The sequence below is a fragment of the Pseudomonas sp. NS1(2017) genome (assembly GCF_002269425.1).
In the GTDB taxonomy this organism is placed as follows: Bacteria; Pseudomonadota; Gammaproteobacteria; order Pseudomonadales; family Pseudomonadaceae; genus Aquipseudomonas; species Aquipseudomonas reactans.
The window spans coordinates 6393486-6420223 of record NZ_CP022960.1; the positions used below are offsets into that span (position 1 = coordinate 6393486).

At 61.2% G+C, this 26738-nt stretch carries 26 protein-coding genes; 4 read left to right on the forward strand and 22 right to left on the reverse strand.

Annotation, left to right across the window (positions count from 1 at the left end; genetic code table 11):
- Nucleotides 1-39: 39 nt before the first annotated feature.
- From CI807_RS29705 to CI807_RS29755, 11 genes are all read right to left on the reverse strand, one after another.
- On the reverse strand, nucleotides 40-1029 hold the full coding sequence (locus CI807_RS29705; RefSeq protein ID WP_016979744.1) for a DNA polymerase III subunit delta': 990 nt from the start codon (nucleotides 1027-1029) through the stop codon (nucleotides 40-42).
- Nucleotides 1022-1654, reverse strand: coding sequence for a dTMP kinase (gene tmk / locus CI807_RS29710; protein WP_095017293.1), 633 nt, complete (start codon nucleotides 1652-1654; stop codon nucleotides 1022-1024). Before tmk ends, CI807_RS29705 begins: the two co-directional genes overlap by 8 nt.
- A 19-nt stretch (nucleotides 1655-1673) precedes the next feature.
- On the reverse strand, nucleotides 1674-2807 hold the full coding sequence (mltG, locus tag CI807_RS29715; RefSeq protein ID WP_095017294.1) for an endolytic transglycosylase MltG: 1134 nt from the start codon (nucleotides 2805-2807) through the stop codon (nucleotides 1674-1676).
- A 1-nt stretch (nucleotide 2808) separates the two neighbouring features.
- Nucleotides 2809-3624 (reverse strand): aminodeoxychorismate lyase, encoded by an 816-nt coding sequence (gene pabC, locus CI807_RS29720; RefSeq protein WP_095017295.1) that lies wholly within the window; start codon nucleotides 3622-3624, stop codon nucleotides 2809-2811.
- Nucleotides 3624-4868, reverse strand: coding sequence for a beta-ketoacyl-ACP synthase II (fabF, locus tag CI807_RS29725; RefSeq protein WP_016979749.1), 1245 nt, complete (start codon nucleotides 4866-4868; stop codon nucleotides 3624-3626). Before fabF ends, pabC begins: the two co-directional genes overlap by 1 nt.
- A gap of 128 nt (nucleotides 4869-4996) precedes the next feature.
- Nucleotides 4997-5233, reverse strand: a complete 237-nt coding sequence (gene acpP, locus CI807_RS29730; protein ID WP_003175607.1) for an acyl carrier protein — start codon at nucleotides 5231-5233, stop codon at nucleotides 4997-4999.
- Nucleotides 5234-5424: 191 nt separating this feature from the next.
- On the reverse strand, nucleotides 5425-6168 hold the full coding sequence (fabG, locus tag CI807_RS29735; RefSeq protein ID WP_005790544.1) for a 3-oxoacyl-ACP reductase FabG: 744 nt from the start codon (nucleotides 6166-6168) through the stop codon (nucleotides 5425-5427).
- Nucleotides 6169-6192: 24 nt separating this feature from the next.
- Entirely contained in the window at nucleotides 6193-7131 is a 939-nt protein-coding gene (fabD, locus tag CI807_RS29740) for an ACP S-malonyltransferase (protein WP_095017296.1), read from the reverse strand.
- Nucleotides 7132-7257: 126 nt separating this feature from the next.
- Complete coding sequence (plsX, locus tag CI807_RS29745; RefSeq protein WP_016979752.1) at nucleotides 7258-8268, reverse strand: phosphate acyltransferase PlsX; 1011 nt, start codon at nucleotides 8266-8268, stop codon at nucleotides 7258-7260.
- 4 nt (nucleotides 8269-8272) lie between these two features.
- Nucleotides 8273-8455, reverse strand: coding sequence for a 50S ribosomal protein L32 (gene rpmF, locus CI807_RS29750; protein WP_008152339.1), 183 nt, complete (start codon nucleotides 8453-8455; stop codon nucleotides 8273-8275).
- A gap of 13 nt (nucleotides 8456-8468) precedes the next feature.
- Nucleotides 8469-8999 carry a YceD family protein gene (locus CI807_RS29755; RefSeq protein WP_010566563.1) on the reverse strand — a complete coding sequence of 177 codons (531 nt, stop codon included), beginning with the start codon at nucleotides 8997-8999 and terminating at the stop codon, nucleotides 8469-8471.
- Between the two features lie 105 nt (nucleotides 9000-9104).
- On the opposite strand from CI807_RS29755, the gene CI807_RS29760 reads away from it, so the two are divergent.
- Nucleotides 9105-9683, forward strand: a complete 579-nt coding sequence (locus tag CI807_RS29760) for a nucleoside triphosphate pyrophosphatase (protein WP_095017297.1) — start codon at nucleotides 9105-9107, stop codon at nucleotides 9681-9683.
- Between the two features lie 114 nt (nucleotides 9684-9797).
- Here the strand turns inward: CI807_RS29760 and CI807_RS29765 are convergent, their stop codons facing one another.
- The 3 genes from CI807_RS29765 to rluC are packed head-to-tail and all read right to left on the reverse strand — an operon-like array spanning nucleotide 9798 to nucleotide 12411.
- Complete coding sequence (locus CI807_RS29765; protein ID WP_016979756.1) at nucleotides 9798-10781, reverse strand: S49 family peptidase; 984 nt, start codon at nucleotides 10779-10781, stop codon at nucleotides 9798-9800.
- A 21-nt stretch (nucleotides 10782-10802) separates the two neighbouring features.
- Nucleotides 10803-11465 (reverse strand): HAD-IA family hydrolase, encoded by a 663-nt coding sequence (locus CI807_RS29770; protein ID WP_095017298.1) that lies wholly within the window; start codon nucleotides 11463-11465, stop codon nucleotides 10803-10805.
- Nucleotides 11452-12411, reverse strand: coding sequence for a 23S rRNA pseudouridine(955/2504/2580) synthase RluC (rluC, locus tag CI807_RS29775; protein WP_033901273.1), 960 nt, complete (start codon nucleotides 12409-12411; stop codon nucleotides 11452-11454). The genes CI807_RS29770 and rluC overlap by 14 nt, the downstream gene beginning before the upstream one ends.
- Before the next feature lie 768 nt (nucleotides 12412-13179).
- Between rluC and rne the strand changes: the two genes are divergently transcribed.
- A complete protein-coding gene (gene rne, locus CI807_RS29780) occupies nucleotides 13180-16329 on the forward strand; it encodes a ribonuclease E (RefSeq protein ID WP_177409610.1) in 3150 nt (1049 codons plus the stop codon).
- Between the two features lie 177 nt (nucleotides 16330-16506).
- Here rne and CI807_RS29785 read toward each other — a convergent pair whose 3' ends face one another.
- From CI807_RS29785 to CI807_RS29795, 3 genes are all read right to left on the reverse strand, one after another.
- Nucleotides 16507-17097 (reverse strand): NTP transferase domain-containing protein, encoded by a 591-nt coding sequence (locus tag CI807_RS29785; RefSeq protein ID WP_095017300.1) that lies wholly within the window; start codon nucleotides 17095-17097, stop codon nucleotides 16507-16509.
- Nucleotides 17094-18080 carry an XdhC family protein gene (locus tag CI807_RS29790; protein ID WP_095017301.1) on the reverse strand — a complete coding sequence of 329 codons (987 nt, stop codon included), beginning with the start codon at nucleotides 18078-18080 and terminating at the stop codon, nucleotides 17094-17096. The genes CI807_RS29785 and CI807_RS29790 overlap by 4 nt, the downstream gene beginning before the upstream one ends.
- A gap of 139 nt (nucleotides 18081-18219) precedes the next feature.
- A complete protein-coding gene (locus CI807_RS29795) occupies nucleotides 18220-19551 on the reverse strand; it encodes a dicarboxylate/amino acid:cation symporter (protein ID WP_016979762.1) in 1332 nt (443 codons plus the stop codon).
- A 339-nt stretch (nucleotides 19552-19890) separates the two neighbouring features.
- On the opposite strand from CI807_RS29795, the gene CI807_RS29800 reads away from it, so the two are divergent.
- Nucleotides 19891-20889 carry an AraC family transcriptional regulator gene (locus tag CI807_RS29800; protein ID WP_095017302.1) on the forward strand — a complete coding sequence of 333 codons (999 nt, stop codon included), beginning with the start codon at nucleotides 19891-19893 and terminating at the stop codon, nucleotides 20887-20889.
- A 51-nt stretch (nucleotides 20890-20940) separates the two neighbouring features.
- Here CI807_RS29800 and CI807_RS29805 read toward each other — a convergent pair whose 3' ends face one another.
- Genes CI807_RS29805 through CI807_RS29815 form a run of 3 tightly spaced genes read right to left on the reverse strand, consistent with a single transcriptional unit; the run spans nucleotide 20941 to nucleotide 23288 of the window.
- A complete protein-coding gene (locus tag CI807_RS29805; protein WP_095017303.1) occupies nucleotides 20941-22287 on the reverse strand; it encodes an ATP-binding protein in 1347 nt (448 codons plus the stop codon).
- Nucleotides 22284-22961 carry a response regulator transcription factor gene (locus tag CI807_RS29810; protein ID WP_016973689.1) on the reverse strand — a complete coding sequence of 226 codons (678 nt, stop codon included), beginning with the start codon at nucleotides 22959-22961 and terminating at the stop codon, nucleotides 22284-22286. The genes CI807_RS29805 and CI807_RS29810 overlap by 4 nt, the downstream gene beginning before the upstream one ends.
- Nucleotides 22962-22979: 18 nt before the next feature.
- Nucleotides 22980-23288, reverse strand: coding sequence for a hypothetical protein (locus CI807_RS29815; protein ID WP_095017304.1), 309 nt, complete (start codon nucleotides 23286-23288; stop codon nucleotides 22980-22982).
- 111 nt (nucleotides 23289-23399) lie between these two features.
- Here CI807_RS29815 and CI807_RS29820 point away from each other — a divergent pair, with 111 nt between their 5' ends.
- Nucleotides 23400-24116: a 4'-phosphopantetheinyl transferase gene (locus CI807_RS29820; protein ID WP_095017305.1), complete on the forward strand. Its 717-nt coding sequence runs from the start codon at nucleotides 23400-23402 to the stop codon at nucleotides 24114-24116.
- Here the strand turns inward: CI807_RS29820 and CI807_RS29825 are convergent.
- Both CI807_RS29825 and CI807_RS29830 read right to left on the reverse strand, forming a co-directional pair.
- Nucleotides 24113-25723, reverse strand: a complete 1611-nt coding sequence (locus tag CI807_RS29825) for an ATP-binding protein (protein WP_095017306.1) — start codon at nucleotides 25721-25723, stop codon at nucleotides 24113-24115. The two genes, CI807_RS29820 and CI807_RS29825, sit on opposite strands and share 4 nt — an antisense overlap.
- On the reverse strand, nucleotides 25720-26445 hold the full coding sequence (locus CI807_RS29830) for a response regulator (protein ID WP_095017307.1): 726 nt from the start codon (nucleotides 26443-26445) through the stop codon (nucleotides 25720-25722). The genes CI807_RS29825 and CI807_RS29830 overlap by 4 nt, the downstream gene beginning before the upstream one ends.
- Between the last annotated feature and the right edge of the window lie 293 nt (nucleotides 26446-26738).

Genomic DNA, 26738 nt, shown 5'->3' on the forward strand with positions numbered 1-26738 from the left:
AAAGTGTCTGGCCGACGATACACCTGTCGGCCACATAATTTAACGGCGGCCGAGCAAGCCAACCCACTGCACCAGCAGCGCCTCAAGCAACAGCACGCGGTTAAGGTTGGCCTTGCCGAGTACCTTCTGGCGCTGGGCGAGGATCCAGTCCTGGATCGTCAGCACCTTGTCCTGGGCACTTTTCTGCGCCAGGTACTGCACCACTTTGCGCATATCCGGCAGGCCCAGGCCGTTTTCATCCTGGGTCAGCTGGTAGCGCAGGATCAGGCTCGACCAGTCGCAGAACCAATCGAACAGCAGCAGCAGGGGAATGTCCTTCCAGGCACTTTCCGCCAGTTGAGTGGCGGAGACTTCCTGCTTGATGAGTTTCTTGACGCCTTCCACCACCAGCGCGCGTTGCTCACGCACGCCCTGGGCTTGCAGCTTCACTGCCGCCAAGGGTGAGCCGGCCGCCAGGGTCAGCAGTTCGACCCGTTCGTCCTGGCTGCACTCCGGCAACGCCTGCGCCAGCCATTCGAGGCTCATGGCCTCGCTCGGCAGCGGGCACGCTTGCTGTACACAACGGCTGCGGATGGTCGGCAACAAACGGCTGGACTGGTGGCTGACCAGCAGCAACACGGTATCGCCGGACGGCTCTTCGAGGCTCTTGAGCAAGGCGTTGGCGGCGTTGATGTTCATCGCCTCCACCGGCTCGATCAGCACAACCTTGCGCCCGCCCATCTGCGCGGTCTGCACCACGAAGCTGACGAGGTCGCGCACCTGGTCGACCTTGATCGCCTTGTCGGCTTCCTCGGGTTCCAACAGGTAGTTATCCGGATGACTGCCGGCCTTGAGCAGCAGGCAGGACTTGCACTCGCCGCAAGCTTCCAGGCTGACCGGGCGCTGGCACAGCAGGCTGGCCATGAGGCGCTCGGCCAGGTCACGCTTGCCGATCCCGACCGGCCCATGCAACAGGTAGGCGTGGGCGTGCTGCGCGCGGCCGGCCAGTTGTTGCCACAGGCTGTCCTGCCACGGGTAGGCTTCAGCCACGGGCGCGCTCCAGCAGTGTCGGCAACAAGGCGTCGATGGCGTGTTGCACCTGGGCCAGCGGTTGGGCGGCGTCCAGCAGGTAGTAGCGCGCAGGCTCGGCGGCGGCGCGCTTGAGGAAGGCGGTGCGTACCGCATCGAAGAAGGCCTGGCCTTCCAGCTCGAAACGGTCCAGGCGACCTCGGGCGCTGGCCCGGGCCAGGCCGACTTCCACCGGCAGGTCGAAGACCAGGGTCAGGTCAGGGCGCAGGTCGCCTTGAACGAAGGTCTCCAGGGTGGCGATGCGTTCCAGGGACAGGCCCCGACCACCACCCTGGTAGGCATAGGTAGAGTCGGTGAACCGGTCACAGATCACCACGGCACCGCGCGCCAGGGCTGGGCGAATCACTTCGGCCAGGTGCTGGGCACGGGCGGCGAACACCAACAGCAACTCGGTGTCCGGGTTCATCTGCTCTTCACCCGGCGCCAGCAGCACTTCGCGGATACGCTCGGCCAGTGGCGTGCCGCCGGGCTCGCGCGTCAGCACCACTTCGATACCTTCGGCGCGCAAGCGCTCAGCCAGGTAATCGCGGTTGGTGCTTTTGCCAGCGCCTTCGGGGCCTTCCAGGGTAATAAACAAGCCAGTCACAGGCAGTCCTTAGTCAGAATTATTGCGGGCTTTGCGGTGCGGTGGTGTCCGGCGCAACTTCGGCCGGTTTATCAGCAGACGCATCGGGCGATGGCGCGACGTCTTCCGCAGGTTTCACCGCTGGCGCCGGGCTGGAGCGGTAATCGGCGCGGCGCTTGAGCTGGAACTCCCGCACGGCGGCATTATGCGCATCCAGGTTATCGGAGAAAATATGGCTGCCATCGCCTCGGGCAACGAAATACAGGCTGCTGCCCGGCACCGGGTTCAGCGCGGCATGGATCGCCTCGCGGCCGACTATGGCAATAGGCGTCGGCGGCAGGCCGGCAATCATATAGGTGTTGTAAGGGTTGGCTTCCTTGAGGTGCGCACGGGTCAACTTGCCGTTGTAGCGCTCGCCCAGGCCGTAGATCACCGTCGGGTCGGTCTGCAACAGCATGCCGACCTTCAGGCGGCGCACAAAGACGCCGGCGATCTGCCCACGTTCTTCAGGCACGCCAGTCTCTTTCTCCACCAGGGAGGCCATGATCAACGCTTGATAAGGGTCGGTGTACGGCGCATCGGGAGCGCGCTTGCTCCACTCCTGGGCGAGGACATCATCCAGGCGGTTGTAGGCTTTTTTCAGGAAGTCGACGTCGGTCATGCCACGTACGAAGCGGTAGGTATCAGGAAAGAACCGCCCTTCGGGAAACACGCCAGGGTGGCCAAGCTTGTCCATCACTTCCGTGTCGCTCAGACCTGCGAGGCTCTGCACGATTTTTTCATGCTTGGCCAACGCTGAGCGCACCTGGCGGAAGTTCCAGCCTTCCACCAGCGTCAGGCTGTATTGCACCACTTCGCCACGCTGCCACAGGCCGATCAGGCCTTGCGCCGTCATGCCAGGGGTCATGCGGTATTCGCCGCTGTGCAGCGGCTGGCCGTCGAGGTTGAAGCGCCAGTACAGGCGCAACCAGAAGGCGTCATCCAGCACGCCGTCGGCTTCCAGGCGATTGAACGTGCCAGTCGGGGTCGCCCCAGCCGGTACGTCGAGCAATTGCTCCTGGGTCAGGTTCAAGGGCTGCTTCAGGGCGGCGTCGTATTTCCACGCGCCATAACCCAACAGCAACCCCGCGGAGAACAGACCGATCAGCAGCAGTACAACCAGTTTTCGTATCAACTCAAATTTCCAATAGCGCGCGAACAATGGCCTGCAGTTTACGGGTGAGCGGCCCAACCGGCCAGCTCATCCCAGCGCAACCACGCACCGGCCAAATGCCATAAACGCTGTTGCACACGAAGACTTCGTCGGCCTGCTGCAACTGCTCTAGATCGATGTCGGCCACGGCCACCGGGATTCCCAGGGTATGTGCCTGTGCCAGAATCTCGGCACGCATCACGCCGGCAACGCCGCAACGGGTCAGATCAGCGGTTAGTAACAAGCCGTTGCGCACCAGGAACAGGTTGCTGAATACGCCCTCGATGACACGCCCGGACATATCCAGCATCAAGCCTTCAGCGTGCTCGGCGTCTTGCCATTCGGCGCGGGCGATCACCTGCTCCAGGCGATTGAGGTGCTTGAGACCGGCCAGCAACGGCTGTTCGGCCAAGCGGGTCGCACATGCAAACAGACGGATACCGTCGACTGCATGGGCGTGGGGATAGGTAGCGGGCGGGTTGCCCTGCAAGATACGGCGCACCGGCGCGCCAGGGTTGATGCCATAACCGCGCAGGCTGTCGCCACGGGTGAGGATCAACTTGAGGACACCGTCGCCGAGGGCGGCGGCATAGGCCAGCACTTCGCTGCGAATCAACCCATGATCCGCAACCAAGGCGAGGCGCCTGCAACCCTCAGCGAGGCGTTGCAGGTGACGGTCGAGCAGCACCGGCTGCCCAGCCCTGACGGCGATGGTCTCGAACAACCCATCACCATACGCCAGGCCGCGATCTTTCAGGGGCACGCTGTCCGCTGGCTGACCGTCGACCCAGCTATGCATCACTCGGCGAACCGGCGAAACACCAGGGAGCCGTTGGTGCCGCCAAAACCGAACGAGTTGGAGATCACCACGTCGATCGGCATCGGCTGCGCTTCGTGAGGCACGAAGTTCAGGTCGCAGCCTTCGTCCGGCTCATCCAGGTTGATGGTCGGCGGAGCGACCTGATCCTTGATGGCCATGACACTGAAGATCGCTTCGACCGCACCCGCCGCACCCAACAAGTGGCCGGTCATGGACTTGGTGGAACTGACCGCCAGGTTGTAGGCGTGCGCGCCGAACACCGACTTGATGGCTTCGGCTTCCGCCAAGTCGCCAGTCGGAGTCGACGTGCCGTGGGCGTTGATGTACTGCACCTGGTCCGCATTGACCTTCGCATCGCGCAGGGCATTGGTGATGCAACGCGCAGCACCGGCACCGTCGGACGGTGGCGAAGTCATGTGGTAAGCATCGCCGCTCATGCCGAAGCCGATCAGCTCGGCGTAGATGGTGGCGCCACGCGCCTTGGCGTGTTCCAACTCTTCCAGCACCAGGGCACCGGCTCCGTCGGACAGTACAAAACCGTCACGGCCTTTGTCCCATGGACGGCTGGCGCGGGTCGGCTCGTCGTTGCGCGTCGACAGCGCACGGGAAGCGCCGAAGCCGCCCATGCCGAGACCGCAGGCCGCCATCTCGGCGCCACCAGCGATCATCACGTCGGCTTCGTCATAAGCGATGTTGCGCGCTGCCATGCCGATGCAGTGCGTGCCGGTGGTGCACGCCGTGGCGATGGCGTAGTTAGGCCCCTGTGCGCCCAAGTGGATCGACAGGAAGCCGGAAATCATGTTGATGATCGAGCCCGGAACGAAGAACGGTGAAATTCGACGGGGGCCGGAATCGTGCAACGTGCGGCTGGTTTCTTCGATATTGGTCAAACCGCCAATACCCGAACCCATGGCCACGCCGATGCGATCACGGTTGGCGTCGGTGACTTCCAGGCCGGCATTACGCACTGCCTGAAAACCGGCTGCCAGGCCGTATTGAATGAACAGGTCGAGTTTGCGGGATTCTTTGACCGAGAGATATTCCTCGACATTGAAACCCTTTACCGAGCCGCCAAAACGGGTGGAATAGGCAGAAAGGTCCGTGTGTTCGATCAGACCAATACCACTGTGGCCAGCCAGAATGCCCTGCCAACTGCTCGGCACATCCGTGCCCAGTGGCGACAACATACCCATACCGGTGACTACGACGCGTCTACGCGACACAGCACTCTCCTTTTTCTAATGACGACACTTTTGCTTCAGCGCTTGTTTTTCATCAGGGCTAAAGAAAAAACCGCACGCCGTTACAGCAGTGCGGTTTTTCCCTGAAAGCAAGCGACGACTACAAACTATTACGCCTGGTGGCTAGTAACGTAGTCGATAGCAGCTTGAACAGTAGTGATTTTTTCAGCTTCTTCGTCCGGGATTTCGGTCTCGAATTCCTCTTCCAGAGCCATCACCAGCTCAACGGTGTCAAGGGAATCGGCACCCAGGTCTTCTACGAAGGAAGCAGTGTTGACCACTTCTTCTTCTTTAACGCCCAGTTGCTCGGCGACGATTTTCTTGACGCGCTCTTCGATGGTGCTCATACCTTGTTTAACTCCTAATGGACAAATTCAGGCAGCTGGCCGGTGGGTAAGTGTATAGAAAGCCATTTCAGCTTTTCAACTGAAAGCTTCACCCTGTACCCGGTCGGCCACCTGCCTATAAATTAAGTTGCAGCTTTATAACGGATTTTAGACAGCTCGTATGACATTTTTTTGAAGCGATCCGTCACAATTTAACTCATGTACATCCCGCCGTTCACCGGGATTGTAGCCCCAGTCACGTATGCCGCACCGTCGGATGCCAGGAAAGTGACCACATTCGCGATCTCTTGAGCCTGGCCCAGACGGCCCAGCGGAATCTGCGTCAGCAAGGCTTCACGCTGTGCTTCCGGCAGTTCGCGGGTCATATCGGTGTCGATGAACCCTGGGGCCACCGAGTTGACCGTAATCGACCGCGAGCCGACTTCACGTGCCAATGCACGGCTGAAACCTTCCAGACCGGCCTTGGCGGAGGCGTAGTTTACTTGGCCTGCGTTGCCCATGGCACCCACTACGGAGCCAATATTGATAATTCGACCCCAACGCGCCTTGGTCATACCGCGCAAAACGCCCTTGGACAGGCGAAACAGACTGTTCAAGTTGGTGTCGACCACGTCGTACCACTCGTCGTCTTTCATGCGCATCATCAGGTTGTCGCGGGTGATACCGGCGTTGTTCACCAGAATCGCCGGTGCACCGAACTGTGCAGTGATCTCGGCCAGTACCGCAGCCACGGACTCATCACTGGTCACGTTCAGCTCAAGGCCGGTGCCTTGTACGCCATTTTCCTTCAGGGTCGCAGCGATACGCTCGGCACCCGAAGCGGACGTGGCGGTGCCGATCACAACGGCGCCCTGACGGCCCAGTTCCAGGGCGATCGCCTGGCCAATGCCACGGCTTGCGCCGGTAACCAGTGCAACTTTACCTTGCAGACTCATGCAGGCTTCTCCTTAGTTCGGGGATTAGGCCAGTGCCGCGCGAGCGGCAGCGAAGGCATCCGGGGTATTGAGGTTGGCAGTCGACACGCCGTCGGCGCAACGCTTGTTCAGGCCGGCCAGGACTTTGCCCGGACCGCACTCGACCAGCTCGGTGGCGCCATTGGCGGCCAGGGTCTGGACCGATTCAACCCAGCGTACGGGCTTGTAGAGTTGCTCCAGCAGGTCGCGCTTGAGGGTGTCGAGGTCGGCAGCCACGGCTGCGCTGACGTTTTGCACCAACGGGATCTGCGGCGCCTGCCAGTTGATGGCGGCGATGGACTCGGCAAAACGCTCGGCCGCCGGACGCATCAGCTCGCAGTGCGACGGCACGCTCACCGGCAATGGCAGCGCACGCTTGGCGCCACGGGCCTTGCAGCCTTCAATGGCACGCTCGACCGCAGCCTTGGCACCGGCGATCACCACTTGGCCAGGGGAATTGAAGTTCACCGCGCTGACCACTTCGCCCTGGGCCGCTTCGGCGCAGGATTCGATCACCACGGCGTCGTCCAGGCCCAGGATAGCGGCCATGCCGCCCTGCCCGGCCGGAACGGCTTCTTGCATCAGTTGACCACGGCGCTCGACCAGCTTGACCGCCTCACCGAGGGTCAGGCTGCCCGCAGCCACCAGCGCGCTGTATTCGCCCAGGCTGTGACCGGCCACGAATGCAGGACGCGCGCCGCCTTCCGCCAGCCACAAGCGCCACAGGGCGATCGAAGCGGTCAGGATGGCCGGCTGGGTTTTATCGGTTTGATTGAGTTGCTCTTCCGGCCCTTGCTGGGTGAGTGCCCACAGGTCGTAACCGAGGGCGTCGGAAGCTTCTTTAAAGGTGTCCAGGATCAGCGGGTACTGCGCGCCCAGCTCGGCCAACATGCCGAGGGACTGCGAACCCTGCCCTGGAAAGACGAATGCGAGGGATGTAGACATGTAACAAGCCCCTAATGATCTGGTCGTCAAAAATGCGCACTCCTACGGTGGGAGCGCACGAAACTGACAGATTGGATGGTCAATTGAACTGGCCGGTCACATTTAAGCACTCTCGGGCCGATTCGCCTAAGGCAACAGGTCCTCAAGACGGCCGTGCAAGCGTTGCGGCAGGTTTTCCTGAATCTCGATCAGGGCCCGCGCAATCGCGCTTTGAAAGCCTTCTACACCTGCAGAACCATGGCTTTTCACCACAATGCCCTGCAAACCCAGGAAACTCGCACCATTGTGCCGCGCCGGCGCCAGGTCGGCCTGCAGCCGGCGCATCAACGGCAGCGCCAGGGCGCCAACCAGGCGCGACGCCAGGTTCTGCTTGAATAAGGCCTCGATGCGCGTGGCAATCATGGTCGCCAGGCCTTCGCTGGACTTGAGCAGGATATTGCCGACGAACCCGTCGCACACCACTACATCCGCCTCACCGCGATACAAGCCGTCACCCTCGACAAAACCGATGTAGTTCAAGCCACGCGCACCTTGCAGCAAGGTGGCGGCCAGCTTGACCTGCTGGTTACCCTTGATGTCTTCGGTACCGATATTCAGCAACGCCACACGAGGCCGGGCCACGCCCAGTGCCTCGGCGGCCACCGAGCCCATCACGGCAAACTGGAACAAGTGCTCGGCACTGCAATCAACGTTCGCGCCCAGGTCCAGCAGTTGGCAATAGCCTTTCTGCGTCGGAATCGCCGCCACCATCGCCGGCCGGTCAATGCCAGGCAACGTCTTGAGCACAAACCGCGACAAGGCCATCAGGGCCCCGGTATTACCGGCGCTGACACAGGCTTGCACCTTGCCATCACGCAGCAACTCCAGCGCCACCCGCATCGAAGAGTCGGGCTTGCCACGCAGGGCCGCCGCTGGCTTTTCATCCATGGTGATGGTTTCGCTGGCTGGCGTAATCGTCAGGCGCGCGCGATCCACCGCCGGATGGCTGGCAATCAGTTCTTCAAGTAGGGAGGGTTGACCGACGAGGGTCAGGTGCAGCGAGGGTGTTGCAGTCAGGCTGGCAACGCAGGCCTGAACAATGCTGCGGGGACCGAAGTCCCCGCCCATTGCGTCTATCGCGATGACTAGAGCAGACAAGTGATTACTCGTCAGCGCCCTTGTCGATCACTTTACGACCACGGTATACGCCTTCTGGCGATACGTGGTGACGCAGGTGAATTTCACCGGTGGTTTTTTCTACAGACAGAGTGCTCGCCGTCAGGGCGTCGTGCGAACGACGCATGTCACGGGCAGAGCGGGATTTTTTGTTCTGCTGAACAGCCATAATTGATTAACTCCTAAACGTTTGGGTCACGCTTTAACTGCGCCAATACACTGAACGGGTTGGACCGCGTTACCTCGTCCTCGCTCGGTTCGGGCTCGTCATCGAGACCCGCCGGCTGCTGGCATTCTTCCGGATGATGAGCAGGCACAATGGGCAAGGCGAGCAGAAGCTCCTCCTCGATCAGTGCATGCAGATCCAAAGGATCTTCGCCCAGTTCCAGCACGTCATAACCTTTCGGCAACGACTGGGTATTCGCACCCTCCTTCACCACAGCATAACTGCACTCGCTGTGGATCGGCAGGGTGACCAGCTCAAGACAACGCTGGCAAACCATTTTGACCTCGGTGTCGATAAAGCTGTGGATTACCACAGACTTACGTTCATCTCGTTCAAAAACGAATTTGGCCTGCACCGTACCGACAGTGTCGGAAAGCGGGTCGCAGAGTCTCTCCAAATCGGCCAGCAGCAACTCACCTTGAAGGGAAGTGCCACGATCAGCCAATTTGCGCGGGTCAACGTGAGGTGGAATCGGGTCATTCAACATAGGCGCAGCATTATAGGGATGCACCCAGCCATGTCAAAGGAAATTCAGCCCTGTGCGTCAGCCGGTCGCCCCGCTAGAATCCCCGGCTGCCCTGAGGAGACGCCCATGCTGCCTTTATTACTCGCATCCAGCTCGGTTTATCGCCGGGAATTGCTGAGCCGCCTGCACCTGCCGTTCATCTGCAGCTCGCCGGATATCGACGAAAGCCACCATGAAAATGAGCCCGCCGTAGAACTGGTCAAGCGCCTGGCCGAACAGAAAGCCCGCGCCCTCGCCGCCAGCCATCCTGGGCACCTGATTATAGGCTCGGACCAGGTCGCGGCGCTCGATGGCCGGATCATCGGCAAACCGCACACCTTCGAGAACGCTCGCGAGCAATTGCTGGCGGCCAGCGGCAAGCACGTCAGCTTCCTCACCGGGCTGGCACTGCTGAACAGCGAGACGGGGCACTGCCAGGTCGACTGCGTACCCTTTACCGTGCACATGCGCGAACTGGACGCTGAACGCATCGAGCGTTATCTGCGGATTGAGCAGCCGTATGACTGCGCAGGTAGCTTCAAGGCAGAAGGATTGGGTGTGAGCCTGTTCCAGAGCACCGAAGGGCCGGACGCGACCAGCTTAGTGGGCCTGCCACTGATACGACTGGTCGACATGCTGCTCGCCGAAGGCGTGCAAATTCCCTGAGAACACCACAAAACCACTGTAGGAGCTGGCTTGCCAGCGATAACAGTGGATCAGCCACCGCCAATGCCGGCTGACCCATCGCTATCGCCGGCAAGCCGGCTCCTACAGGGTATTTCAGCGCAGGGATGGGCCTTGGAAGCCCATGTAAAAGGCCAGCTTCTCCGCCACGCTGGCACCGAGCCGCTTAGAGAAACGATCAAACGGCGATTCTTCAACCGTGAAGTCCACAAGCTCCTTCTCGCCAATCACATCCCGCGCCACCGAACTGGCACTGCCCAGGCCGTCGATCAGGCCCAGCGGCAACGCTTGTTCGCCCGACCACACCAGGCCGGAGAACAACTCCGGATGATCTTTGTCCTTCAGACGATCGCCACGCCCCTGCTTCACGCTGGCGATGAACTGACGATGGGTGGTGTCGAGCACGCCCTGCCAGAACTGAGTCTCGTCAGCCTTCTGCGGCTGGAACGGATCCAGGAACGACTTGTGCTCACCCGACGTATAGGTGCGGCGCTCCACACCGAGCTTCTCCATGGTGCCGACAAACCCATAACCGGCCGCCGTCACACCGATGGAACCCACCAGACTGGCCTTGTCAGCGTAGATCTGGTCAGCAGCACTGGCGATGTAATAGGCACCCGAAGCCCCCAGGTCGGAAATCACCGCATACAGCTTGGTATCCGGGTGCAGGCCACGCAGGCGGCGAATCTCGTCGTACACATAGCCGGACTGCACTGGGCTGCCGCCTGGGCTGTTGATGCGCAGGATCACACCCTTGACCTTGGGGTCTTCAAATGCGGCACGCAGGCTGCTGACGATGTTGTCGGCGCTGGCGGACTCCTTGTCGGCAATCACGCCGCGCACTTCGATCAGGGCGGTGTAGTTGGCACCACGGGTTGCGCTTTTTTCCATGTCCATCAGCGGGCTGAACAATGCGAGCATGGCGATAAGCCAGACGAACGTCAGCAGCTTGAAGAAAATCCCCCAACGCCGCGCACGGCGCTGCTCCTGAACGCTGGCCAGGAGGGTTTTTTCCAGCAGCTTCCAGCTTTTGTCATCACTGCTTTCAGCCTTTTCGGGCGCTTTCCACTCGTCACTCATGCCATCCACCCCAGCAAAGACTTATCGGGCCCGGCTGAGCCAGGCCTGCAATTCGGAAAAATGATCGATCGTCAGACGCGGCTCGTATTGCTGCAAGGCCTCGGCAGCCTGGGCGCCGTAGCTGACCGCCACGCTATCCATGCCCGCATTGCGCGCCATCATCAGGTCGAAGGAAGCATCCCCCACCATCAAGGCCTGGCGTGGCGACACGCCGCAATGGGCCAGGATCTGCTCCAGCATCAGAGGGTGAGGCTTGCTGGCAGTTTCATCGGCGGCGCGAGTGATATCGAAATAATCTTCCCAGCCATGAGCCTTGAGCACCCGATCCAGCCCGCGACGCGCCTTACCGGTGGCGACCGCCAGCTGATAACCCTCGGCGCGAAACGCCTCCAGAGACTGCACCACACCGTCGAACAACGGCGAAGGCGTGGCCTCCAGGGCGATGTAGTGATCGGCGTAGTGGTCACGGAAGGTGACCAGCTCGGCGTCACTGATCTCGGGGTACAAGGTACGAATCGCCTCAGGCAGGCCCAGGCCGATAATGCCCTTGACCGCATGGTCGGTGCACAGCGCGTAGCCCGAGCGGGTCGACGCCGCGTGCATCGACTCGACAATCCGGCCAATGGAGTTGGCCAGGGTGCCGTCCCAATCGAAAATCAGCAGTTTGTAATCAAGGTGCGACACTCAAGCGCTCCACGGTCTTGGCCCACATTTCATCGACCGGCGCCTGCAGCTTCAGCTCGCCACCATCGGGCAGCGGCACGGTGAGCATGTAAGCGTGCAGGAACAGGCGCTTGCCGCCCAGGTCGCGGATCTCCTTGGAGAAATCCTCGTCACCGTATTTGGTATCGCCAGCGATGCAGTGGCCCGCATGCAGGGTATGCACGCGAATCTGGTGGGTGCGGCCGGTCACCGGCTTGGCCTCAACCATAGTGGCGAAGTCACCGAAGCGGCGCAGCACCTTGAACAGGGTCAGGGCCTCTTTGCCCTCCTCGTCCACTTCCACCATGCGCTCGCCGGAACGCAGGTTGCTCTTCTGCAACGGCGCACGGACGCTCTTGATGGAACTGGCCCAGTTGCCGCGCACCAGCGCCATGTAGCGCTTGTCCACACCATCGCCACGCAGGGCGGTGTGCAGGTGGCGCAACATGCTGCGCTTCTTGGCGATCATCAGCAGGCCAGAGGTGTCGCGGTCGAGGCGATGGACCAGCTCCAGCTCCTTGGCGTCCGGGCGCAACTGACGAAAGGCTTCGATCACACCGAAATTCAGCCCACTGCCGCCGTGAACCGCAATACCGCAAGGCTTGTTGATCACGATCAGCTTGTTGTCTTCGAAGACAATCGAGGCTTCCAGGCGTTGCAACAACCCTTGCGCCAAGGGCACAGGCTCGTCACGCTCCGGCACGCGAACCGGCGGCACACGGACGATATCGCCCGCCTGCAACTTGTACTCGGGCTTGATCCGACCCTTGTTCACCCGCACTTCACCTTTACGCAAGATGCGGTAAATCAAGGTCTTGGGCACGCCTTTGAGCCTGGCCAGGAGAAAATTGTCGATGCGTTGGCCGGCATATTCCGGCGAGACCTCGAGCAGCTGGACGCTGGGGGTCTGGGGGGCGGTAGTCGTCATGGCGGCGATGATAACAATTTTTTATGGAATTGAAGCACTTAATCATTGCTGCTATAGTCGCGAACGCCGCCAAAAGCGGCCTGGACAGAGGACTTGCGGCAAACTGCCGGCCCTGACCATCGCAATTCATCAGGACGCGAGGCCGTCCTACGGGGCTTTTGCCACCCTGGAAGGCTCAAGATTGTAACAAGCGCAGGTGACATGAGGCCTGAAGCGAGTGCAGAAAGCAGAGTGAATACTCGCGTTCTGCGCCGATATTTACGGCCAGTTCACAAAGTGCAGTCAGTCTTGGACCAGACCACGGCGAATGCTTCGGAAACAACGCCTGTTAAGAGCTGAGTGAGAGCGCAACCGCCCACACCTAGTCTTGTTTAGCCATGAGCGTGGACTCCCCATTGGAGAACACGGTAAATGCCAACCCGCTGCGGATTCTGCGCGCGGCAGCACCCGAATTATCAGGGATACGTGTAGGGTGGAGATGCACAACCGTCGGACTGTGTAGCACTAGGCTTATATTTAGACGCTTCATCTCGTCCACAGTCGCCGGTTGATTCCTCCTCCTGACCTTAGCTTTTGTTGAAGTGGTGCCTTTGTCACCACCGCTAACAAGCAGGACGCGTCCGTCGCGATACCGGCCCAATTGGCTGGTTTTTGCTGGACACTGGAGTGGCCAACCACTCTTGACGCACCTGACACCGACCGTGAGAAGTCGTGTGTGCCGAACGCCGTTTCCGGCAGCCCGGAAACCGACGGTACAACATGAAAAGAATGCTGATTAACGCAACTCAACCCGAAGAGTTGCGTGTTGCACTGGTAGATGGCCAACGCCTCTACGACCTGGACATCGAATCCGGTGCACGCGAGCAAAAGAAGGCCAACATCTATAAAGGCCGTATTACTCGCATCGAACCAAGCCTTGAGGCTGCCTTTGTCGATTTCGGCTCCGAGCGCCACGGCTTCCTGCCACTCAAAGAAATCTCCCGCGAATACTTCAAGAAAGCTCCTGAAGGCCGCGTGAACATCAAGGACGTCCTGAGCGAAGGCCAGGAAGTCATCGTCCAGGTAGAAAAAGAAGAACGTGGCAACAAGGGCGCAGCCCTGACCACCTTCATCAGCCTGGCCGGCCGTTACCTGGTCCTGATGCCAAACAACCCACGTGCCGGCGGCATTTCCCGTCGTATCGAAGGCGAAGAGCGCAACGAACTGCGTGAAGCGCTGAACGGCCTGATCGCACCAGCCGACATGGGCCTGATCGTTCGCACTGCAGGCCTGGGCCGCAGCAGCGAAGAAATGCAGTGGGACCTCGACTACCTGCTGCAACTGTGGACCGCGATTAAAGAAGCGTCCCTGGATCGTTCCGCGCCGTTCCTGATCTATCAGGAAAGCAACGTGATCATCCGCGCCATCCGCGATTACCTGCGCCAGGACATCGGCGAAGTGCTGATCGACAGCGTTGAAGCCCAGGACGAAGCCCTGACCTTCATCCGTCAGGTGATGCCGCAGTACGCCAGCAAGATCAAGCTGTACGAAGACAGCGTTCCGCTGTTCAACCGTTTCCAGATCGAAAGCCAGATCGAGACCGCCTTCCAGCGCGTGGTCGAACTGCCTTCCGGTGGCTCCATCGTGATCGACCCGACCGAAGCCCTGGTGTCTATCGACATCAACTCGGCGCGTGCGACCAAAGGCAGCGACATCGAAGAAACCGCCCTGCAGACCAACCTGGAAGCGGCTGAAGAAATCGCCCGCCAGTTGCGCCTGCGTGACATCGGCGGCCTGATCGTGATCGACTTCATCGACATGACCCCGGCCAAGAACCAGCGCGCCGTGGAAGAGAAAGTCCGCGAATGCCTGGAAGCTGACCGTGCCCGTGTACAGGTCGGCCGCATTTCGCGCTTCGGCCTGCTGGAAATGTCCCGTCAGCGCCTGCGTCCGTCCCTGGGCGAGAGCAGCGGCATCGTCTGCCCGCGTTGCAACGGCACCGGCATCATCCGTGACGTTGAATCGCTGTCCCTGGCGATCCTGCGCCTGATCGAAGAAGAAGCCCTGAAAGACCGCACCGCCGAAGTCCGCGCACAAGTGCCGATCCCCGTTGCAGCGTTCCTGCTCAACGAAAAACGCAACTCGATCACCAAGATCGAACTGCGCACCCGTGCCCGTATCGTCATCCTGCCGAACGATCACCTCGAAACCCCGCACTTCGAAGTGCAACGCCTGCGTGACGACAGCCCGGAAGCCCACAGCGGCCAGTCCAGCTACGAAATCGCCGCTGCCGCTGCCGAAGTGGAAGAAGTCCAGCCTGCCGCCGCGACCCGCACCCTGGTTCGCCAGGAAGCCGCAGTCAAGACCGCGCCGGCCCGCGCCAACGCACCGGTTCCGACCGAAGTCGCCGCGCCAGTTGCCGCACCGGCCGCCCTGCCTGAGCCAAGCCTGTTCAAAGGCCTGGTGAAGTCGCTGGTCAGCCTGTTCGCCACCAAGGAAGAGCCAGCTGCTCCGGTTGTGGTTGAGAAACCTGCTGCCGAGCGCCCTGCGCGCAACGAAGAACGTCGCAACGGTCGCCAGCAAAGCCGTAACCGCAATGGTCGTCGTGACGAAGAGCGCAAGCCGCGCGAAGAACGTGCACCGCGTGAAGAACGCGCTCCACGTGAAGAACGTGCCCCTCGCGAAGCCCGTGAAGAAACCCCGACCGTAGAACGCGCACCACGCGAAGAGCGCGCACCGCGCACTCCACGTGCCCCACGTGAAGACCGCAAGCCACGTGGCGAGCGTGAAGAACGTGTGCGCGAACTGCGTGAGCCGCTGGACGCAGCCCCTGCTGTAGCCGGTGCCGCCGCTGCTGCTACCGAAGAGCGTCCAGCTCGCCAGCCGCGTGAAGAGCGTGTGCCACGTGAAGAACGCCAACCTCGCGCCCCGCGTGAAGAGCGTCAACCGCGTGCCGAGCAAGCCGCTGCCGCCAGCGAAGAAGAAGTGCTGACCGGCGAAGAGCAACTGCAGGAAGACGGTCAGGAAGGCGCCGAAGGCGATCGTCCACGCCGCCGCTCCCGTGGCCAGCGTCGTCGCAGCAACCGTCGCGAGCGTCAACGTGATGCCAACGGCAACGTGATCGAAGGCTCGGAAGAGACCGGCGAGAACGCAGAAGCCGCTACCGGCGAACCGACTGGCGCCGAACTGGCTGCCGGCCTGGCCGTTACCGCTGCGGTTGCCAGCTCGGTCATTAGCGCACCGGCTGAAGCCCAGGCTCACGAACAGGCTGAACGTGCCACTGCTGCTGTTGAAGAAACCGTAGCGGTTGAAGCACCTGCTGCCGAGACCCCAGTGGTTGAAGCGCCGGTTGTTGAAGCGCCTGCAGTTGAAGCGCCAGTTGTAGAGGCACCGGTTGTCGAAGCCACTACCCCAATCGAAGCGCCGGTTGTTCCGGAAGTGGAAGTTGCCCAGGCACCTGAAACCCAACCAGAAGTTGAAGTGACGGTTGTTGAGCCGGCACCTGTGGTTGAGCCTGAGGCCGTTGTTGAAGCACCGGTTGTCGAAGCCGTTCCAGAAGTGCGTGATGCTCGCGAAGAAAAGCGCGAAGAACAAACCGCCTTCCAATGGACCGCCGAACCAGCCGCTCCGGTTGAAGCGCCAGAACCTGCCCCAGCGGTAGAAGAAGCGCCAGCACCGGTTGCCGAAGTCGTGGTTGCCGAGCCAGCCCCAGTGGTTGAGCCTGCTCCGGTCGCAGAACCTGCACCCGCAGTTGAAGCGCCGGTAGCTGCCGAAGTGGCAGCGCCAGTGGTTGAAGCCGCCCCGGCCAGCGCCCTGACCGAGAACGGCCGTGCGCCGAACGACCCACGTGAAGTGCGTCGTCGTCGCAAGGAAGCTGAAGCCGCAGCAGCTGCTGCCGCGGCACAGGAAGCAGAACACGAGAGCAAACCTCTCGCCTGATTCCAGCAGCCACTAAAAAGCCCCGCCTGAGTGATCAGGCGGGGCTTTTTTATTGATTACTGGTTTCTGGCTTGGAACCCATTCAACTGTAGGAGCCGGCTTGCCGGCGATAGCGGTATACCCGCCAACTCACCTTTAACTGACACACCGCAATCGCTGGCAAGCCAGCGCCTACAATTAGCGTGCAGAGAAATTCAAAGATTGCGGCAGGTCGACGTCCCAGAGTACGCCGGGGTCATCTACTGGCACCTCCCGCACCGTCGCCAGAGCAAACAACGGCTTGGCGCCACGATCACCCGTCAAGGCCATCAGCTCAGGCCCCAATGCCTGGCCAAACGCCACAGGATGCCCATAGCACCCATCCTGCACCGGCACGCTGATACCGCCCTCCTCCAGCCCATCGATCACCCGCTCAATACTCGACGACTGGATAAACGGCATATCCCCCAGCACCACCAGCCAGCCCTCCGCCACACCACTGGCCGCAACCGCCGCCGCAATACTGTCGCCCATACCGGCCGAACGCAGCAGCAGCACTTCGCAGCCATAGGTTTCAGCCAACCGAATGACATCCGTACGATCAGGTGCCGTCACCACCCAACGCTTCACGACGCACTCCGGCAGGTTCAGCAGCACCTGCTCGATCACCGGCCGCACCACGCCGTCCAGGCCAACGCAATCCGCCAACAACTTGTCCTGGTTCGCCCCGGCTTCGGCGCGGAAACGACTGCCCTGCCCCGCCGCCAGCACAATCGCCGTAACTGTCACTCTGCGACCACCGGTAACGGCTTCTTCTGCATCGGCGCCACGCCGTTCTTGATGGCGACAATTTCCGCCATCAACGACAACGCGATTTCAGCGGGCGTATGGCTGCCGATATGCAAGCCGATCGGCCCGTGCAGGCGCGCAATCGCCTCGGTCGACAACCCCAGCGCCGCGAGGTTTTCCCGACGTTTCTGCGTGTTGACCCGCGAACCCAGCGCGCCAATGTAGAACGCCGAGGAATTCAGCGCCGTGAGCAACGCCATATCATCCAGGCGCGGATCATGGGTGAGGCAGACGATGGCCGTGCGCTCATCGGTCTGTATGTTCAGCACCGCTTCATCGGGCATGCCCGGTACAAAGCGGCCGTGCTGCTCTTCCCAGCCGTAGACGAATTCGTCGCGCGGGTCGCAGATCAGCACTTCGAAATCCAGCAAGCGCGCCATTTCCGCCACATAACGCGACAACTGGCCGGCGCCGATCAGCAGCAGGCGCCAGCGCGGGCCATAGATGGCGCGCAAGCGTTCGCCATCGAAGGTCACGACATCCGTCTTGCTCGCACCGCTCAAGGTGACCTTGCCGGTGCCCAGGTCAAGCTCGCGTGCGACGATCTGGTGATCTTCACACCGCGCCAGCAGCTCAGACACCCACTCCCACTCGTCCACGCGCTCCTCGGTCAGGCGCAAGGTGCCACCGCATGGCAGACCAAAGCGCGCGGCTTCATCGCGGGTAACGCCATAGGTCACCAACTGCACCGGCGGCCCGTCTTCAGGCAAGCGACCATCCTGCAGGCGTGCAATCAAGTCATCCTCGATGCAACCGCCCGACACCGAGCCGATCACCACGCCATCGCCGCGCAGCGCCAGCATTGCCCCTGGCGGACGCGGTGCGCTGCCCCAGGTCTGGACCACGCTGTACAACACTACTCGCAGCCCGGCGCGGCGCCATTCGAGCACGCTGCGCAGGACATTCAAATCAACACTGTCCACAAAACCTCCTGCAAGCGTCACAACCGATTCACTTACTGTAAAACAAAAGCAGCCAGAGTAATGCGCCAGAAACGCAAACGCCCCGAACCAGTCGGGGCGTTTGTGGGTTGCTGTGGCGTCAGGTCACGCCGGCAGCGGCTTACTTGACGGCAGGTGCAGGGCCTTCGGCCACGCCCAGGTCGTCCAGCTCGCGGGTTTCCGAGATACCGGTACCGCCAGACGCCAGCTCGCTTTGCAGCTTGTCGGTGTCCAGTTCCTTGACCCACTTGGCCACAACGATGGTGGCAACGGCGTTACCCACCAGATTGGTCAGCGCGCGGGCTTCGGACATGAAGCGGTCGATACCCAGGATCAGCGCCAGGCCGGCAACCGGCAGGTGGCCTACGGCCGACAGGGTGGCAGCCAGTACGATGAAGCCCGAACCGGTCACGCCAGCAGCGCCTTTGGAGGACAGCAGCAGCACCAGCAGCAGGGTGATCTGGTGGGTGATGTCCATGTGGGTGTCAGTCGCCTGGGCGATGAACACGGCAGCCATGGTCAGGTAGATCGAAGTACCGTCGAGGTTGAAGGAGTAGCCGGTTGGAATCACCAGGCCTACTACGGATTTCTTCGCGCCCAGACGCTCCATCTTGATCAGCATGCGTGGCAGTGCGGATTCCGAGGAGGAAGTACCCAGTACGATCAACAGCTCTTCACGGATGTAGCGGATCAGTTTGATCACGCTGAAACCGTGAGCGCGGCAGATACCGCCCAGCACTATCAGTACGAACAGGATGCAAGTGATGTAGAAGCAGATCATCAACTGGCCCAGCTGCACCAGCGAACCTACGCCGTAGGCACCGATGGTGAACGCCATGGCGCCCAGGGCACCGATTGGCGCGAGCTTCATGATCATGTTGATGATGTTGAACATCACGTGGGCGAAGCGATCGATGAAGTCCAGGACCGGCTTGCCGTAGGCACCCAGGCGATGCAAGGCGAAACCGAAGATCACCGAGAACATCAGCACTTGCAGGATGTCGCCGTTGGCGAAGGCGCCGACGATGGTGTTAGGGATCACGTTGAGGATAAAGCCGACGATGCTCTGGTCTTTACCGGCAGTGACGTAGGCCGCTACTTTGGAGGCGTCCAGGGTCGCTACGTCGATGTGCATGCCGGCGCCCGGTTGCACAACGTTGACCACAATCAGGCCGATCAGCAGCGCGATGGTAGAAACGATTTCGAAGTACAGCAGCGCGTAGCCGCCGGTTTTGCCGACCGATTTCATGCTCTGCATGCCAGCGATGCCGCTGACAACGGTGCAGAAGATGATCGGGGCGATGACCATTTTGATCAGTTTGATGAACCCGTCACCCAGCGGCTTGAGGGCCACACCGGTCTGCGGGTAGAAGTGACCGAGCAAAATACCGATAACGATTGCAACGATCACCTGGAAGTACAGGGATTTGTAGATTGGCTGACGAGTCGTCATTGCAAAGTTCCTCAATCGTCCCGTGTGGCAAAGATCCGCCATTGCCCACGACACTTGAATTGCGAACCCTCCTGCACTGGAGGGATTTGTTGTTTGCGAGCCCTGTAGGAACAAGCCTGCGCTGTAATCCTTATCGCAAACGCCGTGCCACTTTGCTTAAAAACCCTGAAGGCCTTTAGACATCAGGCCTTCGGGTTTCAACGCGCCCCTCCACGCGGCAAAACAGGTGGCGGATTTCCGCCCACTCGTCCGATCCCGTCCTACAATTTGGCGGATATCCGCCTTGTGACTGCATTCGGGGCTGACTACCATCAGCCCCTCCATGGACGAGGCCTTCGCATGCGTGAACGTACCATCGCCAGTCACTACGCCAGGGCGGCCCTCGGCGGGGCGCGTCGAGCCGGATATGACTATTCGGGCTTGCTGCAGCAGGTGGGCATCACCCCGGAACTGCTGACCGAACCCCGCGCCCGCATCGCGCCGGAGCAGTTTACCCGCCTGCTGCAAATGCTGTGGCTGGCACTGGACGACGAATACCTGGGGTTCGCCGACGGCCCGAGTAAACGCGGCACCTTCGCCATGATGTGCCATGCATTGATCCACTGCCGCACCCTGGAGAAGGCCCTGGAACGCGGTTTATTATTTTATAGCCTATTCCCACAAGGCCCGCGCTGGCAGCTGACACGCGAAGGCGAAATGGCCCGCTTGAGCCTGGACGACTCGCAATTGTGGGACCCGGATCATTTCTTGAGTGAATGCCTGCTGGTGATCTGGCATCGCTTGGGCAGTTGGCTGATCGGCCAACGTATCCGGCTGCATCAAGCCTCCTTCAGCTACCCAATGCCGGCGCACGCCGGTGAATATGACCTGCTGTTTCCCTGTGCCCAGGTATTCGGTGCACCGAACAGCAGTCTGGTGTTTCCCGCGCGCTATTTGAACCTGCCGTTGTTGCAGGATGAACGCACGCTCAAGCACTTCCTCGAGCGCTCACCCGCCGACTTGCTCTCTCGGCCGGATGAAGGCGACAGCTTGAGCAGCCAGCTACGCCGCTTGCTCAGCCGCGATCGCACGCCCTGGCCGGACCTGGAAGCCGTCGCCCAGCACTTGCATATCAGTCCGCAGACCTTGCGCAGGCATTTGCGTGAAGAAGGCACCAGCTTTCAGGCGCTCAAGGATGAGTTGCGGCGGGACATCGCCATCTATCATTTGGGCCGAGCGGATTTGTCGTTGCAGGAGATTGCCGAACAGCTCGGGTTTTCGGAACCGTCGGCGTTTCATCGGGCGTTCAAGAAGTGGACGGGGCTGACGCCGGGGGCGTATCGCGCGCAGGAGAGTTAGAGGTGTGTTGTCTGGGCTTGCCTGCGAAGAGGCCGGCATAGCAGATAGATATCACAAGGCCGGGAAGTGAATCTTGAAGGCCGCGCCACCCAACGGTGAATCGCCCAAGGTCAGCCGAGCACCGTAGCTTTCAATGATGTCCTTGACCACCGCCAAGCCGATCCCCTGCCCCGGATGCTGGCGGTCCAGCCGCTCGCCCCGCTGCAGAATCCTTGCACGCTGATCCGGCGGTACGCCTGGGCCATCATCCTCAATACACAGCTCACTGCCTTCCAGATTCTCCACGAAGCTGATGCGCACTTCGCTCAAACACAGGCGGTAGGCGTTTTCCAGCAGGTTGCCGAGCAACTCCAACAAGGCGCCCTTCTCGATCGGCACGTCGCACTCTTCCGGCAGTTCAAAGGACACGGTGACACGCTTGTCGCGGTAGACCTTGTCCAGCGTATCGCACAGGCTTTGCAGCACCGGCTCCAGCCGCACCTGATGGCGCACCAGGCCGCTTTTGCGCAGGCTGGCGCGCTGCAACTGGTAGCTGATCTGCTGGCTCATGCGCTCGATCTGCGATTGCAGCACCCAGGCCTGGTCGCGGTCTTCCGGGCGCTGGGCCATGTCTTCGCTCACACCTTGCAGTACGGCGAGCGGGGTTTTCAGGCTGTGGGCCAGGTCGTCGAGGGAATCACGGTAACGCGCTCGTTGCTCACGCTCGCTGTGCAGCAAACGGTTGAGGGAGCCGGTGAGGCGCAACAGTTCGCGGGGGTGTTGTTCGGACAGGCTCTCGCGGGTGCCGCCTTCGATCTGGTCAAGTTCCTGGCTCAGCCGTCGCAGCGCCTGCAAACCCCAAGTCAGGCCCAACCAGAGCAAAGTCAGCAGCACCAGCAACGCAGCGCCAAAGCCCAGGTAGAGGTTTTCGCGCAGGCCTTCGAGGGTCAGTTGGTATTCGCGCACCGGTTGCAGGGCAACGATACTGAACGCCGCGCTCTTGCCGCCCAGCAGCCTGACCTCGACGTCGTAGACGAAGAATTCCTGGCCGTTGGCCTCACGGATCCGCGCAAATTCATTACCGCGCCCGTCGTAGCGCGGCTTGTAGTTGATGTTTTCTTCCTTGGTCGCCCGCGAACGCCACACCAAGTGGCCTTCACGGTCGTAGATATAGCCGAGCAAGCGGCTGTCGGTGAGGTTGAAGCGTTCATCCGGCAACTGCGCCGGCATCAACAGGCGGTTGTTTTCCACCCGCGCGGCCGAGATCAACGTCGTGACGTCCGACGCCAGGCGCTGCTCGATGGAATCCTGCAACGCCAGGCTGAACGCCCCCTGCATCGCCGGCAACAAGCCCAGCATGAACAGCACGGCCAAGGTGGCGGCCGCCAACATCAAGCGTACGCGAAGCGAGCGAATCAACGGCAGCGCTCATTGAACAGGTAACCCAGGCCACGCACGGTGTCGATCGGCTTGAACCCGGCCGGGCCTTCCAGCTTGCGGCGCAGGCGACCGACCAGCACTTCAATCACGTTCGGATCACGCTCGTCATCATCGGGGTAGAGTTGTTCCATCAAGCGGTCCTTGGCCACCACTTGCTGGTGATGGCGCATCAGGTACTCAAGGATTCGGTATTCGTAGGCCGTCAGCGCCAAGGGCTGTTCGTCGAGGGACGCCTGCTTGCGGTTGAGGTCCAGCAACAGCGGACCCGCAACAATCGTCGACTGGGTGAAGCCACTGGAGCGGCGCAGCAAGGCGTTCATCCGCGCCTCGAGCTCTTCGAACTGGAACGGCTTGACCACATAGTCGTCAGCGCCGGCCGCCAGGCCTTCGACCTTGTCCTGCCAGTTGCCACGGGCGGTGAGGATCAGGATCGGGAAGGTCTTGGCCTGGGTGCGTAGTTGGCGGATCAGATCCAGGCCGCCCATGCCGGGCAGGCCCAGGTCGATGATCGCCAGGTCATGGTTGAACTGGCCGGTCTGGTACAGGGCCTCTTCGGCATTGGCCACGGCCTCGACCACGTGCCCGCTGTCGGTCAGGCGGGTCAACAGGTGATGACGCAGCAGCGCCTCATCTTCCACCACCAGCAATTTCATAAGGCTCTCCAAAGCAAATCAACTGTCCGACAGAGGGATATCATAGCGGCCCTGCAAGTCTTGCGGGCGCAGTTTAATGCCATTGAACTGGCCGGTCAGGTGTTCATAGCCAGCGCGATAGGCTGGCTGCGGGGTTGCCAGGCCCAGGGATTGGCCCCAGGGCGTGGGTTGGCTGGCAGATTCTTCGAAACTGACACGCTGGATCAAGGTGCTGGATTTCTTGGTTTTCTCACTGCCAAATGCGGCAAATGCCCCGTCAGACGCTTGGGCCCCAGCGGTGGCACTGAGCATGGTTAACGCCAACATCAACTTCTTGATCGCAGTCATGGTGTGTACCTCTACGCGTTTGGCTGTTGAAACCAGACTACGCAGGCGCCCCTGAACTCCCCCTGAACAGCGGGCTATCCTCTGACGCAGCAACTCGGCAAAATACCGCCCATGAATCCCCTACCCGCTTGCTGCACCCCACTCGACGCCCATTGGCCGCTGCCCGAATCCTTGCCCGGCACGGTGTTTCTCAGCACGCGCTTTGACCCGGCCTTGTTAACGGCCGGCGATTTCCAACGCAGCGCCGTGCCACCACCGGCCAGCATCCAGCGCTCAGTGGCCAAGCGTCAGGCCGAATTCCTGGCCGGCCGGCTGTGCGCCCGCGCCGCGCTGCAACAACTCGATCATCTCAATTACATTCCAGCGATCGGTGAAGACCGCGCGCCGGTGTGGCCTGCGCATATCTGTGGTTCCATCACCCACAGCACCGGGCATGCGGCCGCGATTGTCGCGCACAAGGCGCAATGGCGTGGGCTGGGGATGGACCTGGAGAATGTGCTGAGCCTGGAGCGCGCGGAGCGCCTGGCCGGGGAGATCCTGACGGCGGATGAACTGCAGCGTATGGCCACCCTGCCGAGGGAGCAGATTGCACAATTAGTGACATTGACGTTTTCGGCCAAGGAGAGCCTGTTCAAGGCGCTCTATCCGATTGTGCAGAAGCGTTTCTATTTTGAGCATGCCGAAATGCTGGAATGGTCTGACTCGGGCCAGTTGCGGCTGCGGTTGCTGACGGATCTGTCCAGCGAGTGGTGCGATGGCAAAGAGCTGATGGCGCAGTTTTCGGTGAATGATGGGCAGTTATTGAGCCTGGTAGCCATCCAGGCTTAGGACTTTTCCTGATCCCTGGGCCAACTGAGACTGAAGCACGCGCCACCCAGGTTGTTGCTCTTGCTGATCAACGCCCGCCCGCCGTGCCAGTAGATAATCCGCCGCACGATCGACAAGCCCAACCCATGCCCGCCAGACGCACGGGTGCGGCTGTCGTCCAGGCGCAGGAACGGAGTGAAGATGCGCTCCCAGGCACTCTCGGGCACACCGGGGCCATCATCTTCGACATCGATGCGGCAGCGCACTTGGCCCACCTGATAACTGATCAACACCTGGCCCTGGGCATGACGCATCGCATTGCTCACCAGATTCTGCAGCGCACGGTGCAGGTAACGCGGCTCGGCGTCGACCCAGGCATCGTCCCAGTGCGCCGACGACAGGCAAATACCCCTGCTCACGTTGACTTGCGGACGCAGTGGCGATAATTCGCCTATCACCTGATCGAGCAGCGCATCGAGGTCGACCCGCTGGAAATTCAGCTCCGGCGAGCCTTGTTCCAGGCGCGCATACGTGAGCATTTCATCGACCAGGCCATCGAGGTCCTGGATATCGCTGTCCATGCCCTCCAGGTATTTACGCCGCGCCTCGGCCGTGGTGGCATCGCCGACCATTTCCAGGCCGAAACGCAAGCGCGCCACCGGCGTGCGCAGTTCGTGGGACACCGCGCGCACCAGCTCACGCTGGATCGCCAGCAACTGCTGCAAGTGCTCAGCCATGCCATTGAAGGCTGCGGCCAGGCGCCCCACCGAGTCAGCGCCGCGGGCCGGCACACGCACTTCCAGGTTGCCCTTGGCGATGCGGGTGGCGGCGGCTTCCAGGCCGCGCAGCCGCCGTTCAAGCTGACGCACCAATAGATAGACGATCAAACCGATCAGGGTCAGGCCAATCAAAGCGATCAGGATCAGCCATTGCGGCGGGTAAGGGTTCATCTGATACAGCGGCCCGAGTTCCAGCACCCATGGTGTACCGACCATGCCGGCAAACACGCGGATCGAGTCGCCACCCTTGCCCAAGGCCATCACCGTGTCGCCTTCCGAGACGCGGCGGCGCTGGTCTTCGTCCATATCCGCCTGGTCAAGGGTCATCAGGTGCATGTCAAAGCCAAACCCCTTGGCTTCCTTTAAATCCGCCAGGCGTTGCGGCTGCTCGGCCACCGGGAAGCGCACCAGTTCGTCGGCGAGCAGGTAGATAGTTGCGCGCGCCAGCTGTTCGCTGATCTGCTGCACTTCGCCCGTGAGTACCAATTGCGACTGATCACTGACCAGGCGCAGCACCCGCGCGGCGTGAGGCCCGGTCTGCTCCACCAGCACCTGGCCGCGCTGCAGGCGATTGCGCTGGCTCAAGTCCAGTTGCGCATCGGCCAGGGGGCGCAGTTCCAAGGGAATGCCGAGCAAGCGCTCCCACACGGCCAGGGCGCGCTGGCGTTCGATGGGGCTCATGGGTTGCAGGTTGTCGCCCATCAAGGCGAAGGTGCCGTGGGCCAGGCGTTCGCGGTATTGGCCGCTGCGCACCTCATTGAGCAGGTGCAAGGCCAGCACGCCGAGCAGTGCGACCAGGATCAGCGCTGCGCACATGCCGCCGTAGATGCGCAGAAAGATCGAGTTCACAGCGGCATGTCGGCGGCGGCTTCGGGGACGAACAGGTAGCCCTTGCTGCGGATCGTCTTGATCAGGCGCGGATGAATCGGATCGTCACCTATCTTGGGGCGGATGCGTGAGATACGCACGTCGATGGAGCGGTCCTGGCCGTCGTAGCCGATGCCGCGCAGGGCGATGAAGATCTCTTCGCGGGACAAGATGCGCCCAGCATTGGCCACCAGCAGCCACAACAGGTCGAACTCGGCGCTGGTCAGCTCGATACCGGCATTATTCAGCCAGGCTTCGCGCAGGGCGTTGTCCACCACCAAGGGGCCGAATTGCAGGCGACGCTGGTTCTCCACGACAGTCGGTTCCGCCGGTTCGCTGCGCCGCAGCAAGGCCTGGATGCGTGCCAGCAACAGGCGCGGGCGCACAGGCTTGCACACGTAGTCGTCGGCGCCCATGTCCAGGCCCAGCACCTGGTCCATGTCATCGGTCCGCGCGGTGAGCATCAGGATCACGCCGTCATAGCGCTCGCGCACCTTGCGGCAGATGCTCAAGCCGTCTTCGCCGGGCAGCATCAGGTCGAGGATCACCAGATCCGGCTGCTCGTCGATGATGCGCCCCGCTGCCAGGGCGCCATCGCCTTCCACGGACACCTGCAGGCCATTGCTCTCCAGATACTCACGGGTCAATTCGGCCAATCGCTGGTCGTCTTCGACTATCAATACCTGCCACGCTTCTTGCTCCACGGGTGACCTCAATGTCTGTCATAAAAGGCGGGCATTATCTGGTAACGGCGTTGCCCGATACGGCCGATTGTAGCCATGGGCCAACCCTCAAACACAAGCCGGGAAATCCATTCGGTGATCACGTTTTTTGTGATAGGGTTCGCGCCCTTCGAAAATGGGCAGGTTGTTTTAAGCCCGAAACATTTAATGACAAACGGCGTAATCCAGCAGCAGTGCGGCCTACACACCCATTCAACCTTTCTTACACATTTTACCCACAGCGTTATCCACAGGTTACTGCGTTGCTAACCCCT

Bases quoted from the DNA above. Each gene is read 5' to 3' on its own strand.
- pabC (WP_095017295.1), bottom strand. From the start codon at position 3,624: ATGCATAGCTGGGTCGACGGTCAGCCAGCGGACAGCGTGCCCCTGAAA.
- acpP (WP_003175607.1), bottom strand. From the start codon at position 5,233: ATGAGCACCATCGAAGAGCGCGTCAAGAAAATCGTCGCCGAGCAACTG.
- fabG (WP_005790544.1), bottom strand. From the start codon at position 6,168: ATGAGTCTGCAAGGTAAAGTTGCACTGGTTACCGGCGCAAGCCGTGGC.
- fabD (WP_095017296.1), bottom strand. From the start codon at position 7,131: ATGTCTACATCCCTCGCATTCGTCTTTCCAGGGCAGGGTTCGCAGTCC.
- rpmF (WP_008152339.1), bottom strand. From the start codon at position 8,455: ATGGCTGTTCAGCAGAACAAAAAATCCCGCTCTGCCCGTGACATGCGT.
- CI807_RS29755 (WP_010566563.1), bottom strand. From the start codon at position 8,999: ATGTTGAATGACCCGATTCCACCTCACGTTGACCCGCGCAAATTGGCT.
- CI807_RS29760 (WP_095017297.1), top strand. From the start codon at position 9,105: ATGCTGCCTTTATTACTCGCATCCAGCTCGGTTTATCGCCGGGAATTG.
- CI807_RS29765 (WP_016979756.1), bottom strand. From the start codon at position 10,781: ATGAGTGACGAGTGGAAAGCGCCCGAAAAGGCTGAAAGCAGTGATGAC.
- rluC (WP_033901273.1), bottom strand. From the start codon at position 12,411: ATGACGACTACCGCCCCCCAGACCCCCAGCGTCCAGCTGCTCGAGGTC.
- rne (WP_177409610.1), top strand. From the start codon at position 13,180: ATGCTGATTAACGCAACTCAACCCGAAGAGTTGCGTGTTGCACTGGTA.
- CI807_RS29795 (WP_016979762.1), bottom strand. From the start codon at position 19,551: ATGACGACTCGTCAGCCAATCTACAAATCCCTGTACTTCCAGGTGATC.
- CI807_RS29800 (WP_095017302.1), top strand. From the start codon at position 19,891: ATGCGTGAACGTACCATCGCCAGTCACTACGCCAGGGCGGCCCTCGGC.
- CI807_RS29810 (WP_016973689.1), bottom strand. From the start codon at position 22,961: ATGAAATTGCTGGTGGTGGAAGATGAGGCGCTGCTGCGTCATCACCTG.
- CI807_RS29815 (WP_095017304.1), bottom strand. From the start codon at position 23,288: ATGACTGCGATCAAGAAGTTGATGTTGGCGTTAACCATGCTCAGTGCC.
- CI807_RS29820 (WP_095017305.1), top strand. From the start codon at position 23,400: ATGAATCCCCTACCCGCTTGCTGCACCCCACTCGACGCCCATTGGCCG.